The 12,841-nt window shown below is 57.2% G+C and carries 13 protein-coding genes and 1 tRNA gene; 4 read left to right on the top strand and 10 right to left on the bottom strand.

The window, feature by feature from the left end:
• Together NW828_RS06515 and zds are read right to left on the bottom strand one after the other, a co-directional pair.
• Positions 1 to 310, bottom strand: a 310-nt coding sequence (locus NW828_RS06515; protein ID WP_414382623.1) for a Uma2 family endonuclease, incomplete at its 3' end; no start/stop codon positions are given.
• Positions 311 to 662: 352 nt separating this feature from the next.
• On the bottom strand, positions 663 to 2,105 hold the full coding sequence (gene zds / locus NW828_RS06510) for a 9,9'-di-cis-zeta-carotene desaturase (protein WP_414382620.1): 1,443 nt from the start codon (positions 2,103 to 2,105) through the stop codon (positions 663 to 665).
• A 152-nt stretch (positions 2,106 to 2,257) separates the two neighbouring features.
• Between zds and NW828_RS06505 the strand changes: the two genes are divergently transcribed.
• Positions 2,258 to 2,329, top strand: a tRNA-Gly gene (locus NW828_RS06505).
• A 49-nt stretch (positions 2,330 to 2,378) separates the two neighbouring features.
• Here NW828_RS06505 and NW828_RS06500 read toward each other — a convergent pair.
• The 5 genes from NW828_RS06500 to NW828_RS06480 form a co-directional block, all read right to left on the bottom strand.
• Positions 2,379 to 3,119 (bottom strand): D-alanyl-D-alanine carboxypeptidase family protein, encoded by a 741-nt coding sequence (locus NW828_RS06500; RefSeq protein WP_414382618.1) that lies wholly within the window; start codon positions 3,117 to 3,119, stop codon positions 2,379 to 2,381.
• A 48-nt stretch (positions 3,120 to 3,167) separates the two neighbouring features.
• Entirely contained in the window at positions 3,168 to 3,605 is a 438-nt protein-coding gene (locus NW828_RS06495; protein WP_011432689.1) for a peroxiredoxin, read from the bottom strand.
• A 70-nt stretch (positions 3,606 to 3,675) separates the two neighbouring features.
• Positions 3,676 to 4,293, bottom strand: a complete 618-nt coding sequence (locus NW828_RS06490; protein ID WP_414329611.1) for an HD domain-containing protein — start codon at positions 4,291 to 4,293, stop codon at positions 3,676 to 3,678.
• Between the two features lie 278 nt (positions 4,294 to 4,571).
• Complete coding sequence (locus NW828_RS06485; protein WP_414382616.1) at positions 4,572 to 5,654, bottom strand: NYN domain-containing protein; 1,083 nt, start codon at positions 5,652 to 5,654, stop codon at positions 4,572 to 4,574.
• A 368-nt stretch (positions 5,655 to 6,022) separates the two neighbouring features.
• Entirely contained in the window at positions 6,023 to 7,135 is a 1,113-nt protein-coding gene (locus NW828_RS06480) for a dockerin type I domain-containing protein (RefSeq protein WP_414382614.1), read from the bottom strand.
• A gap of 165 nt (positions 7,136 to 7,300) precedes the next feature.
• Between NW828_RS06480 and NW828_RS06475 the strand changes: the two genes are divergently transcribed.
• Entirely contained in the window at positions 7,301 to 7,663 is a 363-nt protein-coding gene (locus NW828_RS06475) for a hypothetical protein (protein WP_414344659.1), read from the top strand.
• Positions 7,664 to 7,687: 24 nt separating this feature from the next.
• On the top strand, positions 7,688 to 7,924 hold the full coding sequence (gene rpmB, locus NW828_RS06470) for a 50S ribosomal protein L28 (protein ID WP_414373986.1): 237 nt from the start codon (positions 7,688 to 7,690) through the stop codon (positions 7,922 to 7,924).
• 39 nt (positions 7,925 to 7,963) lie between these two features.
• On the opposite strand, the gene NW828_RS06465 is transcribed toward rpmB, so the two are convergent.
• Positions 7,964 to 8,692 (bottom strand): pentapeptide repeat-containing protein, encoded by a 729-nt coding sequence (locus tag NW828_RS06465; RefSeq protein WP_414382611.1) that lies wholly within the window; start codon positions 8,690 to 8,692, stop codon positions 7,964 to 7,966.
• Between the two features lie 252 nt (positions 8,693 to 8,944).
• Between NW828_RS06465 and gshB the strand changes: the two genes are divergently transcribed.
• Entirely contained in the window at positions 8,945 to 9,892 is a 948-nt protein-coding gene (gshB, locus tag NW828_RS06460; RefSeq protein ID WP_414382609.1) for a glutathione synthase, read from the top strand.
• Positions 9,893 to 10,295: 403 nt separating this feature from the next.
• Here the strand turns inward: gshB and NW828_RS06455 are convergent, their stop codons facing one another.
• Both NW828_RS06455 and NW828_RS06450 read right to left on the bottom strand, forming a co-directional pair.
• Positions 10,296 to 10,916 carry a biotin transporter BioY gene (locus NW828_RS06455; RefSeq protein WP_414382606.1) on the bottom strand — a complete coding sequence of 207 codons (621 nt, stop codon included), beginning with the start codon at positions 10,914 to 10,916 and terminating at the stop codon, positions 10,296 to 10,298.
• Between the two features lie 658 nt (positions 10,917 to 11,574).
• The gene (locus NW828_RS06450) at positions 11,575 to 12,057 is read right to left on the bottom strand and encodes an ABA4-like family protein (protein ID WP_414382604.1); all 483 of its coding nucleotides are present in this window, start codon (positions 12,055 to 12,057) and stop codon (positions 11,575 to 11,577) included.
• Positions 12,058 to 12,841: the final 784 nt, after the last annotated feature.

Here is a 12,841-nt window from a genome sequence, read left to right as displayed (position 1 = left end):
GCTCTGGGGTGAGCTGCTGCCAGCGCTCTTTGGGCATCCAAGCGGCATCGGGAGAGCGAATGGCCCCATTGGGCAAGGCAAAACCGGCGGAAGAGTCAAAGGCCACACCAAGCTGAGTTTGCCGGTTCCACTGCCAGAGCTGGGCGCTAAGGCTCAAGTTTTGACGACTGCTTTCGCTGCCTGCAGGAGCCATGGCGATCAGTTCTCCTTGGGCGGTGCGTTCCAGGCGCAGCTCAGGATTCCGCCGGCAGAGCTGCTCGAAAACTTCATCGGTTAAATTCACAGCCGGCTGCAGGTTGAGGGCGATCATCATCCTTCCTGGGCAAAACTCTCAGGGTATGGGGCCTGTGGCTCGTATTGATCCCATAGGATGGAGCGTATTTTTTGGCGAGGGGCGCGAAGGGCTGGACTTCTACCCAACTCTCGGCTTTGGGCCAAGACTTCTGGTACCCACTGTGACATACTCCCGCACTCATGCTGACGCAAAGTGCTCCGCGCCGCTAAAGCGAGAGAGTGCAGGCTTCAAGGGCTCCGTCCCGCTGGCGCGAATGGGAGGGCAACCCGACAGAGGAAGTGCCGTAGCAGAACCAGGAACCGGAATCCTCGCCCTTTATGACGGGGAGTATGTCAAAGGGGTCAAGTGCCATCAGGTGAAAGTCCTCCTATTGGGGATCCCTGTGGGCAGCCAGAATGGCCTGAGCAGCCAGGTGGCCGGAGAGGGTGGCCCCTTCCATGCTGTCGATGTAGTCTTGGGCGGTGTAGCTGCCGGCAAAAAAGAAGTTGGGTACTGGGGTCTTTTGCTGTGGGCGGTAGGGATCCATGCCCGGTGCTTCTCGATAGAGGGAGTGGGCCAGTTTCACCACGCTGTACCAGGTCATGTTCAGTTGCCGGGATGAGGGAAACAGCTCGTGGACTTGGTGCAACACGTGCTGGGCAATTTGCTCGTTGGGCATGGAAATGAAGGGATCCCCCGGCGTGAGCACGCATTGTAGCAGGGATCCCTGGCCCGGCTTGTAGTAGTCGGCGGGGCTGGTGAGGGCCAGATCGGCAAAGCAGGAAAAATCGGCATCGGCGGTGTAGAGGAGATTGTCGATACCCAGAGCCTCTGGGTGTTCGCCAGCTCGTTTGGCCTGGCCTTGGGGGTTCAGCTCCGTCACCCAGCCATCGAAGCGCAATTGCACCGTGGCCACCGGTACGGATTCCAGCTTGTAGAGGTTGTCGAACTGAGGCCACTGCCGCCATACTTCCGGGATCAGCCGTTTGGCCCCTTCCACTGCCGTTGCACACACATACACATCTGCCTCCACCCGCTCTCCATTGGCCAAGAGCAAGCCGGTCACCACGTAGGGAGGAGAGTCGTTCACTTCAATGCGGCTGACCCCTCTGCGGGTGTGGATCTGGCCCCCACGGGCTTGGATGTAGCGGACGATAGGCTGAGTGAGATAGGTGTCCGGGGATCCCTTGAGGAAATTGAGCTTGGAGGCCTCTGTTTTGCTGGCAAACATCTGAAAGATCGTCAGCATGCAGCGGGCAGAAATCTGCTCTGTATCGATAAAGCCCAAGGCATAGGCAATCGGGTTCCACATCCGCTTCAGGCTACCCTCGGATCCCCCATGCTGGCGGAACCACTCGGCAAAGCTCATCCGATCCAAGGCGCGAATTTGCCGCATTGCCCCTTCATAGTCCAGCAAGCCGCGAATCAAAGGGCTGGTGCCCAGCGCCAAGGCGTTGCGCAGCTTGTCCGCCCAAGAGAGCTGCTCGGTGGTGAAAAAAGCTTTGAGGCCGTTGAAAGGCGCCCCCAGGGGAAAGCGAAAATCCAGACTGGCCGTTTGCCCACCTCGGTTGACAAAGGTGTGGGTGTGTTGCTTGGGCAGCAGGTTCTCGTAGGCCCCCACCTTTTTCATCAGGGCAAACAAATTGCTGTAGTTGCAGAAAAAAACGTGCAGCCCCATCTCGATGTGGTTGCCATCGGCATCCTGCCAGGATCCCACCTTGCCGCCGACAAAAGGCCGCGCCTCGTAGAGCTGCACCTCGTGTCCTGCTTCAACCAAATCGACCGCCGTCACCAACCCGGCCAATCCGGCCCCAATAATGGCTACCCGCATAGCAATACCCTCAAACAGGCGCTGCCAGGGATCCCGCCCAGACTTTGCGCAACTGCAAAGAAAGATGAACTTCTCTCATTCTGGAACAAAATGCGCCAGGGATCCCTGACTTGACAAACCACCGCAAAACTTGCCATCATAAATTCCCCGACGCGGATGTAGCTCAGTGGTAGAGCTTCTCGTTGCCAACGAGACGGTCGCGCGTTCGAATCGCGTCATCCGCTCTTTGGGCCCTCACCCCCAGCCCCCCTCCCCTCAGAAGAAGGGAGTTGGCTAGCGCTTGTAAAAGGTCTCTAGGCTGTGGCGATCCCCCACAAAGCGCCAGTGCCAGGGTTCGTAGCTTACCCCCTGAGGGTTGTTTCTGGGGAAAGACAGCTCAAAGCCGAAGCGGGCTGCGTTCCTCTGCAGCCACTTGAAGGCAGGAGTGGTCTCAAAGGCTTCTTGGGTATCCCACTGGGGGAACTCGGCATCCCCAATGTCGATGGCGTAGCCGGTGTGGTGCTCGCTGTAGCCAGGGGGAGCGCTGACAGCAGCCCGTTCTTCGGGTCGCAAGGCTCGGGATTGAGCCAATTGAAAAAACAAGAACTCTTGATCGGCAATGGAGCGAAACCCCGAAATGGGGACAAGGCGGATACCGGCAGCTCGAGCTGCTTCGCTCATGCGTAGGTAACTTTCAGCAGCCGCCTGGCGTAGGCGCACCTCGCGACCGCGGTAGTGGCCCACCACCCGCAAGCTATCTGCGGGAGCTTCGGAATAGGCATAGTGCCCCAGCAAGGAAACTCGCCCATTCTGCACAGTTGGATGCGGCAGAGGGGGCTGAGCGGCTTCTTCCGGAACTTGGGGATCCGCCGCCTGCTGGGATCCCGGTAACTTCTCTATCCCCCAACCCGCCAGGAGCACTAGCCCAACCATCACCAGGCCCAAGACTAGACGGGACCTCAGGGCAGGCACCGAACTTTGCGCTTTTTTCGCCGGAGTGGACTGGCGACGGGCGACCGGAATGTCGTCGTTCATGCGCAAAGGCCGGGATCTAGCGAGGAGTACTGAAAAGAGGCAGCGTTTCTACAAACCCAAATCCGCCAAAATATCGCGGGCATGGGTTTCGGTATTGATGTTCTGGTAGACCTTGGCAATTTTGCCCTCGCCATCGATGACGTAGGTCACTCGCTTGGCATAGCCGCCCCCATCCACATCGTAGGCGCGGGTAATCACCCCACTGCTATCCACCAGTAGGGGGAAAGGCAAGTTGTACTTTTCGGTGAACTTTTGGTGAGAAGCTTGGTCGTCCATGCTCACCCCCAGCACCACCACGTCCTTGCTTTGGTAGTCGGCGTAGGCGTCGCGGAATCCACAGGCTTCTTTGGTACAGCCGGGGGTGTCGTCTTTGGGGTAAAAATAGAGGACAACGGTTTTGCCGGCAAAATCAGCCAGCGAAACCTGGTTGCCTTGGGTGTCAGTGGTGTTGAACCCAGGAGCAGGGGTGCCAACAGCGAGAACCATAGGTGCGTGACCCAAAAAGTGTGATGAATAGGGCTGCCCTCAGCATTTTCTTCAGCCCTGCTTGTCTCTGTCAAGGCATTACCGCTCCAGCTTGGCATTGCAACTCAGCCACCAGCTCTTGAAGCTCCGCCGATAGATTGCCGGGCAGCCGTCGCCTCAGAATCTCTGCCAACGATCGGTAATACCACAGGGATCCCTCTTTTCCGGCGGAAAACCGCTGCCAGAGTTTATCCCCCAGTTGGCGAAAATCCCGCAAGATGCAGCGGGCGTTGTGCAGCTTGTCAGAGGCGGCCACCAACAAAACCGAGGCATTTGCCGTTTCCAGGTGCTTCAGGTAGGCGGTTTTGCGCTCTTTCCAGTTTTCTTTGGGCTCGCCTCGGGAGCCATCGCTTTCGGTATCCGTACATCCCAGGATGATCTGCAGCACCCGTTCTCCAAAGTGCTCCCGGATCTGTTGCTCAATCTGGGCCCGGGGCTCGCCTGTGTTGTGGGGGCCGTCCTCTAGGCTGTCGTGGAGCAGAGCGGCAATCGCTTCATCTTCATCCGCCCCATGCTCCAGGGCGATGGCTGCTACGGCCAACAGATGGCTGAGGTAAGGGATCCCGGTTCCCTTGCGGGTTTGAGAAGCATGCCAGCGATGGGCATAGTGCATTGCCTGCACAAACCGCTGTGTGAGTTGCGTTGACATCTGGACTCTCCAATTGGGGTTAAGTTGACTGCTGGGGCAAGGTTGATCCAAGCGAGTCTCAGGCGTTGAGACTGCAAATCAGAAAATGGTTAGAGAAGATGAGCACTTCTGATCACTTTAAACAAGGTTAAGACGCTGTGCCGCCTACCCTCACCCCCAGCCCCTCTCCCTGCCTTGGGAGAGGGGAGTCAGGGATCGATGTAACTGTGCTGAGATGGCAAGGTTCAGCCGGTGGCCGGAGTCTGTTTTGCAGGTAGCGGCACCAGCGTTCCTGTCCCCTACCAAGCGCACAAATCGACGAACCGATCGGCTATCCGAATTAGCTCCGAGTTTGTATTCGGCCTGTAGGCGGCTACCTCCAGCCGGCAGCCTTGGCGGCGGATGTACTTGAGGGCCGGCACAAAATCTCCATCCCCGCTCAGCAGCAGCACCGTCTCGTAGCGGGAGCACATCGCCATCATATCCACAATCAGCTCCCCATCCAGGTTGGCTTTGCGGCTGCCGTCGGCGTGGATCACCACCGGCTTGGTGACCACCCGATAGCCCTGCCTTCTCAACTCCTGCAGAAAGCGATGCTGAGCTTGGTTGTGGTGATCTACCCCAGTGTAAATATGCACTTCCATCTCGGATCTGCCCTGGGCCAGCCAGCTGAGCAGACTGGGATAGTCGAGATGGGATCCCCACTGCTGGGCGCTGGCGTGGAGATTGGCCGCGTCGATGAACACCCCCAGGGCTTTGCGGGGAAAAGCAGGGTTCGGCTGGGATGCCACCAGCTGCTGCAGGTGTTGGAGTTGCGCCTGCACCAACTCCAGTTGCTCCAAAGTCACTTGGGGCTGGGATACCGGCAGAGCATTCAACCGCAGCTCCACGGCTTTTAACCGCTGCTGGATTTGCTGGATGGCCTGGGTGATGGGGGCCAGCTGTTGCCGCACGGACAGATGAGACGTGGGCCGAGCTTCGAGGGCGTCGATCCGCCCTTGTAATGTTTCCAGTTGGGCCGCCGTCTGCTGCTGCTGTACCCAGATGGGCTCCAAAACCTTTACTTTCTGCTCGAGCTCTTGAATGGCTTCAGCCGGGGAAGCCAAGGTCTGCTGCAGAAGGGACGGTTCAGCAGTGAGCCGAGCGTCCAGCACCTCGAAACGCGCTTGCAGGGTCTCCAGTTGGGTTGCTGTCTGTTGCTGCTGTGTCCAGGTCTGTTCCAGAACTTGGCCAAGCTGTTCTTCGCGGCGGCGGATGGCAGGGTAGGCTGCTGCCAAAGGTAAGAGCCCCCAGATCACTTGGCGGGTCACCAGGGCCGTCACCCCCAGGGCCAGGGATCCCGTCCACAGCCAGGTTAAGGGGAAGGCAGAAGCCCTATTCATACTCATACTCATAGTCAGCTCTCCTCAGTTTGGGTTATCGATCTGCTCGGTTGCCAGGATTTCACCTCACTCACATGGGCCACCTCAGGGATCCCTCTCGAAGATCGAGATGCCCAGAACTCCCAGAGGCATCGAAGAGGAGCCATTCAGCAACTGCAGTATGCCGGCTGTTGGAAGGGGGAGCTTCCAATCGTTGGGCAAACGTATTTCCCTTGTTGAGCAAACGGATCAGATATCGAGTCAGTTATCGAAAGCAGGCTCAAACTTGTTCCTCTTGACCGACAGGCCCCGTGGCCCGCTCAACCTGGATTCAACGTCCAAGCTATTGGCTGACGGTATGGGCCGTAAAACCATTGAACGGAGCAGGGTCAGTTGGGGATCTCGATGGTTACGTTAGCCAACTGCACATCGTCATGATCCACCCAGGCTCCGCCGTGCCGGATGACTGTATCACCTCCCAGCGGCACCGAGATGTGCAGGGATCCCCCGAAAAGGGGAATGCTGATCGGCACTTGGGGACCACGGGTGACCATGGGGGGCTGAATCAGGGTTTTGCCAGTGCGCAGGGTAACAGTGTTCAGGCCCAGGCGCAGAGGTTGCAGCGGCAGGGGAATCTGTAGGTTATCTCCCCCCAGGTGAATCTGTTCGACTTCCACTCCGTTCAGGATGACCTGCATGGGAGACATGTTGGCACTGGGGATCCGGGATTGACCGGCCCGATAGGCGGCAGCTGTATCCAACCCAATCAGGGATCCAATCCGCAAAACCGGTGGGCGCGAAGGCAGGCGTTGCAAAGTGAAAGAGCGGGTCATCTCCACCCCTTGGGCAGGGCCCAGAAATTGCCCGGCGGCAGCCGATTCCGGTGAGTACTGGTTATCCCCCAGGCGGATGACATTCGCCTCCAGTACCAAAGTTGTGTTGGGATCCCAGCGCTCCAACTGCAGTTGCCAAGGCCGATCCCCGCTGGCTTGACCGTTGCCTGTACTTTGGGAATAGGGCAAGTAATTTTCCAGCCGCGCCACCAAAATTTCTTCTGCCGGCAGCGGCCCTGGCAGGCGAAACCGACCCTGGGCATCGGTGCGCACCGAAATACCCGCCCCCGGAATGGCCACCTCCGCCCCGGCCAAGGGCTGCCCTGTCAGCCGATCCACCACCTGTCCCGAATAGGCGGAATCCAACTGCACCTGTCCTGTGGGCACATCCGTTGCTGCCTGAATGCGCTGCTGCAACACTTGCCAGTCGGCTTCTGTGATCCGTCCATCCTGGTCGACATCGGCAGCTCGGATCTGGTCGTCGGTCAATCCCCGTTCTCCCCGCAAGTAGGCCCCCAACAGGTTGAGATCCTGCACCGTCAAACGGCCATCCCCATCCAGGTCGCCCGCCTGAAAGGGCTGCGCGTGGGCAAAAGACACGCCTATCCAACCCAGGCCCAGGGATCCCAGTAGCAAAAGAGAATGAGCCAAACAGGAGACCCTAAACATGGCAACTCTCCTGGGAGTTGTTCATGTTCTAACGTAATTCACCTCCTCGCAGCAGGGCTAACCGAGCCGGTGTAGAGTACTCTTGAGCGCAATTTTGCCGGTTCGCCTTTGGCTGCAGGAGCCGAAAACTTAATGGTAGGATAACCGTGGTGGCTTGCCTGTTCTATGGCTCGATACTCTTGCGTTACCCAGCTTGTGGGCTCAGCCGAGCAGCTCAGCGAGTCGATCCGCGCCGTTTTGGAGCGCTGCCAACTCAATATCCTCCACAACAGCCTTGATTATTGGGTGGCCGGCGAGCCTCCCGGAAAAAATCCCCACACCAAACTGGTGACGGTGGAAGTGTTTGTGGATCGCACCCGTCAGGCTGCCGACGGCTCTGTACAGGTGACCTGCATTGCCAAAAATGAAGAGCTGCCCCTAAAAAGCGTTAACCACTGCCAACAAACCTTTGACCGACTGAAGGCAGAGCTAGCCCAGTTGCAAAGTCAACTTCAGCTTGCTGCCCAACAAAAAGATGCCTTACGATAGCTAGGCTGAGTTTGCTTTGATCCCATGGCGCGTCGCTGCCAACTAACCAACAAGAAACGCAACAACGCTTTTGCCATCTCCCACTCCCACCGGCGCACCAAGCGCCTGCAGGAAGTCAATTTGCAGTGGAAGCGCATCTGGTGGGAAGAGGGTAAGCGGTTTGTTCGTCTGCGCCTTTCCACCAAAGCCTTGAAGACTCTCAAGGCCAAGGGTATAGGAGCCATGGCCCGGGAAGCTGGGATCGACCTCAGCCGGTTTTGAGCTTTCTCCTCAGCCCAGTTGTGTCTGACAGCTCCAACCTCACAGCAAGCCAAAAAGCTTACGCGACTTGGGCTGCAAACCCGCCAGCAAAGTGTTGAGGGTATCCCGTTGGGTAAGCTCGTTGGTGCCGCTGGCCCGCTCGATTAAGAGCTTGCGCGTCTCATCGGAGAGCTTGGCATCGGTAAAATCGGCTCCACTGAAGAGCGTGTTTTCAATCTGAGCGTCCTGTAGGTTGGCCCCCACCAAAATGGCTTGTTCTAGGTTGGCAAACTGAAGCTGGCAACTCACCAAGGCAGCCTGGGAGAGGTTGCAGCGAGATAGGTTAGCCTGGCGGAAGTCGGCGGCAAAGAAGTTCCCCTCCGCTAGGTTGGCAGCCACCAAGCTGGCTTCGCGAAAGATGGCATGGCTGAAACGGCCCCCCTGAAAGCTGCTTTTGTCCAGTTTGGCGGCGGTAAAGTTGCTGTAGTCCCCCAGAGCCTGGCTAAAGCTGGATCCCCGTAGATCTGAGGCGGTAAAATTGGCCCGCTCTAGCTCAGCACGGCGAAAGTTGCACAGACGTAGGTCGGCTTGCTGCAGGCTGATCGAGCGCAGGTTAGCCCGCGTCAAATTGGATTTGGGCATCTGAATGCGGTCGAACAGGCCCCGCGAGAGGTAGGCATTCTCCAGGTTGGCACCCACCAGGGAGCGCCCCTCACGCAAGGCTTCCAGCAAGTCCCGCGTGGTTTCAATGCGAACCGGATTCGAGGGTTGAGAAGGGGGAGCACTCACGGATGGAGCATTCCTCACAGTTAGGCCAGAAACCCGGCCAACCCAGCCGTAAACTGGGGGCCAACAGGGATCCCACCTATCAAGCTAACGTTTGCGCCGCCTGCCGAGGTTAAGAGGATGTTAAAAAGACAACCCTGCATCGAGCTTTCCAGAGGGGGCCTTCTCTTGTGGAAACAGCCTACCGGGGGAGAGCCATCGGCTCCGATTTGTTGCATACTCGGGGCAGCCTTTCGTGAGTGAACCGCACCTCCCATGCAGGTAGCTTTCATTGTTGACCCGTTGCCTCAGTTGCAGGTGGGCCATGACACCAGCATTGCCCTGATGGAAGCTCTGCAGAAACGGGGACACCGCATTTTCTGCCTGGGCCTGGCGGATCTCTACTGGGATCAAGGGGAAACTTGGGGATCCCTTGAGGAAATCCGGTTGGATCTGCAAGCGGATCCCTGGTATGAGGTCAAAGACCAGAAACTGCTGCCCCTGAGCCAAATGCAGGCGGTGTGGATGCGCAAGGATCCGCCGGTAGATGCGGCCTATCTCTATGCCACTTACCTTTTGGATCGTCTCTCTCCCAGCCGCACACTGGTGCTCAATCATCCTGCCGGGATCCGCTCGGCCAACGAAAAGCTCTATGCCCTGCAATTTCAAGAGTGGATCCCGCGTACCCGCGTCAGCAGCAACAAACGCCTGCTGCGTCAGTTTGTTGAACAGGAAGGACAGGCGGTGCTCAAGCCCTTGGGTGGCAAAGGTGGGGAAGGGATCCTGAGGGTCAATGCCGGGGATCCAAACCTCAACTCGTTGATTGAAATGAGCACCCAATTTGGTCGGCTGCCCGTGATGGTGCAAGAGTATTTGCCACAGGCGGCGGCAGGAGATAAACGCATTTTGTTGCTGGAAGGAGAACCTTTGGGCGCCGTCAATCGGATCCCTGGAGAGGGCGATTTTCGGGGCAATGTTGCTGCCGGCGGTCGAGTGGAAAAAACCAAGATTACCGAAAAAGAACGGGCTCTCTGCGGGGCTTTGGCACCGGTGCTCAGGCAGGAGAAGCTGTATTTTGTCGGGATTGATGTTATCGGGGAACGACTAACCGAAGTGAACGTGACCAGCCCAACAATGCTGCGAGAACTCTGTCAGTTGGAAGGAGTTGACCTGGCAGATCAAGTGGCTCAGTGGCTGGAAAAGAAGGTGCCCGTCAAGGGCTGAATGACTACCCACCAGGATGTTTCTGGGATCCGGCGCGTCTGTTGCATGGCAGGGATCCCGTCTATCCAGGGAATCCATAGGGATCCCATGAATTCAGAAAGATATAATTATAGCTTAAGGTTGAGATCAGCTTCTTTTGGTCGGCAGATAGAAAATAAAAAGCCCCACAAGGGGGCTCTGCCGCGACCAGTCAGCGACTTATAAAACTCTAGAGCAATATAAAGAAAAGCTCCATGAATAGGCCGTATTGAACACCGTATTGAGCACAGTTTTTAGAATCTCAGAAAAAAGGCCAAATCCTCGGAGTTGTTATCTTTTTTTTAGATTTTTCGGCCCGAGGCTAATCCCGAGCCCCTTCTGTTTTGCTGGGGTGAGCTTTGAGTTGCTGCTCTTGCCCAGTGGGTTACGAGTCAGCCGGTGGCCTTTCCCGTCCCACCCAGCGCCAGATGGTGGGCAGCAGCACTGCCGCCAGTCCGCACTTCACCAAGTCTCCTGGGATAAAAGGGAAGACCCCTTTGTTGAGGACGGCCAAGATCGAGGTGGGCTCAACATTCTGGTTCAGCCACACCCCCAGCCAAGTGGCTCCTAGCAAAAAAATCAGAGCTGAGCAGGACAACATCGCCAGCGCCATCTTCCAGGGGTTGCGATCCACGCCCCAGCGCTCCACCAACCAACCCATCAGCCCTGCAGCCAGGGGAAAAGCCAACAGGTAGCCCCCCGTCGCCCCGGCCAAGTGGCCAAGCCCGGATCTGCCACCGCTGAAGAAGGGCAATCCCAGGATCCCTTCCAGCAGGTAGACCAGCAACGTGAGAAAGCCCAGCCGTGCCCCAAAGCCTGCCCCCACCAGCATCACCCCAAAGGTTTGCCCGGTAATCGGTACCGGCGTGAAGGGCAGAGGGATCCGCACCTGAGCCAAGGCAGCTACGAACAAACTTCCCCCCAGAACCAGCAGGAGATCCCGAGTTCGGGAAGGGCGAGGCAGAACGGTTTGCGCCAAGGGTGCGTGAACAAAGGTAGCAGTCATCAGAGGTTTGCACTCCTGTTTAGCCAAAGATTGAGCCTAAAGCCCCCCCCATCGCTGCGCGGAAGCAAGCCAGTAGGGCGGGGAGTACGTCAAGGTTTCAGGATACCAGAATTCGGTTACCGCCTTTTCGCCGGTTGTGTGTCCGGAATTCTGCTCCGGGGATGCAAGCCAAGCAGATAGAGCCCAGCTCCCCCATCGCCGTGTGGCAGCAACGCTGAGGTGGAGGATGATCCCAGGCTGCTCATTTTGCACTCCGTGCATCCGACCGAAAGCTGGGGTGCTTTCTTCGAAGAGTTGAGCCTGCCATTCTTCCCTAGATGCAACTGTTCTTGTCGTCAGCCTGTGGGGGGCCAGGGATCCCTCGATAACCAGGCAAAACCGCGAGACCAAGGCGTGTTGCTGTTTCAACAACTCGGGCAAGGCAGATTCTTGGCCAGTGGCTGCTGAGATCAAGATCCTTGATTTCATTGGCAAATCAGGAGAAGGGCGTTCTAGCTCAGACGGTCAGGATCTGAGATCCCACGGGCAAAACCATAAGTACAGCTTTTTTTCAACGACACTCATCACAGCAGTACAAATCCATCTCTTGTGGGATAGGGATTCTGCTCACCTGCAGATTCCCAATGAACTCGGAAAGAGCTATAAAGCCAAGCAGGGGCTAGATGGATTCTTGCGGCACTTCTGAGCCTTTTTCAGGTTGAGCGACACTGGGCCGGTTCTGGCGAGTTGCTTGTACAATCGCCACCGTAAGCAAATGGGAGAGCAGACCCACAGGCCCAGCAAACAAGCACAAAATCAGAGAATGGGTTGTCCATACTCGCTTATCCCACCCTTCCAAGAAGATCCAGCGGCCCACAAACAAATCCATGACGATGTAGTGTACCCATCCCGTCGCCATAACGGCGGGTTGACTGAATAGGTCGGTTAGGCTGGTCAGAGACAGTTGAGGGTCGGAAAATTCCTTGAGAACATCCGCGTTGAACCCGGTGACCAAAAGATACAAATAAACCGCCGCCAAAATAGCGATGGGCAAAAGCGATTCCATCACCTTGCGGGTTACCTTCCAACCCGGCAGCAGAATCATCAAGGCCCAAAAGGGCAAAGCAAACCAGTTGGCCCCGTTAAAGATCATCTCCAGCATGCTTGGAACCCCCAACGCTACCTGTCCATTATCGGCCTAATGCCCCCTGGGGATCCCTGCAGTAGCGGGTGGAAATGGATGGGAGTTATTCCTGACTTGCCCTGAAGTTTTTTTCTGGAGCCAGAGGGATCCCGGTCGCTATTCCGGTTGGCGGAGCCTAGCAGTCGCAATGGAGCTGACCGCACGGCCACTGTCGGTGGTGGCAGCAATGCAGGAAATCCGGGATCCAGTGTCGGTCATGGCCCAGAAGCTGCTGATGCTTTTGGCGGTAGAGGTGGGTTGAGCTGGGCCGATGGGGGATTCTACTGCCTGGGAGTCTGGGGATTTTTCCTGAGCAGGGATCCACACCACAGGTTCCTCACCCCGTTGGGCTGCTGCAACTTTTGGGGCGGAATGTTCTGGTGTGGGCTCAGGGGCTTCTTCTTTGCGGGCGGCCTCTGCAGCAGGGACATTCCGGGGAGAGGGCTGCTGAACCAGCCTCTTGTCAAGGGGTGGTCGTGGCGCGGCAGCGGGGGGTGCAGGGGGGGCTTGGCCGGCGATCTTTCCCCATAAGGCTTTGAGGAGTTGCCACATGGCTGGGTTGGCTACTGAGGGAGAGAGCAGTGAGGAATGGTGTTATCCTGCCATGCTCTGGCCTGAGAATCCATCCCCTCTGCCAGTCTTGATAGAACAAAGTCATAACGAGTATGATTAAGTAGCTTGCTTAGGGAGCATGACTCTAGTCAATAATAAGCTCAACTATACTGAAAATAATGTATAATATGTTCAGTACGGATTACTACCA

Origin of the sequence: Synechococcus sp. W55.2 (assembly GCF_047461635.1) — a bacterium.
In the GTDB taxonomy this organism is placed as follows: domain Bacteria; phylum Cyanobacteriota; class Cyanobacteriia; order Thermostichales; family Thermostichaceae; genus Thermostichus.
This window is presented reverse-complemented; position numbering and strand designations above follow the sequence as displayed.

Bases quoted from the DNA above. Each gene is read 5' to 3' on its own strand.
- zds (WP_414382620.1), bottom strand. From the start codon at position 2,105: ATGCGGGTAGCCATTATTGGGGCCGGATTGGCCGGGTTGGTGACGGCG.
- NW828_RS06500 (WP_414382618.1), bottom strand. From the start codon at position 3,119: ATGAACGACGACATTCCGGTCGCCCGTCGCCAGTCCACTCCGGCGAAA.
- NW828_RS06495 (WP_011432689.1), bottom strand. From the start codon at position 3,605: ATGGTTCTCGCTGTTGGCACCCCTGCTCCTGGGTTCAACACCACTGAC.
- NW828_RS06490 (WP_414329611.1), bottom strand. From the start codon at position 4,293: ATGTCAACGCAACTCACACAGCGGTTTGTGCAGGCAATGCACTATGCC.
- NW828_RS06485 (WP_414382616.1), bottom strand. From the start codon at position 5,654: ATGAATAGGGCTTCTGCCTTCCCCTTAACCTGGCTGTGGACGGGATCC.
- NW828_RS06480 (WP_414382614.1), bottom strand. From the start codon at position 7,135: ATGTTTAGGGTCTCCTGTTTGGCTCATTCTCTTTTGCTACTGGGATCC.
- NW828_RS06475 (WP_414344659.1), top strand. From the start codon at position 7,301: ATGGCTCGATACTCTTGCGTTACCCAGCTTGTGGGCTCAGCCGAGCAG.
- rpmB (WP_414373986.1), top strand. From the start codon at position 7,688: ATGGCGCGTCGCTGCCAACTAACCAACAAGAAACGCAACAACGCTTTT.
- gshB (WP_414382609.1), top strand. From the start codon at position 8,945: ATGCAGGTAGCTTTCATTGTTGACCCGTTGCCTCAGTTGCAGGTGGGC.
- NW828_RS06455 (WP_414382606.1), bottom strand. From the start codon at position 10,916: ATGACTGCTACCTTTGTTCACGCACCCTTGGCGCAAACCGTTCTGCCT.
- NW828_RS06450 (WP_414382604.1), bottom strand. From the start codon at position 12,057: ATGCTGGAGATGATCTTTAACGGGGCCAACTGGTTTGCTTTGCCCTTT.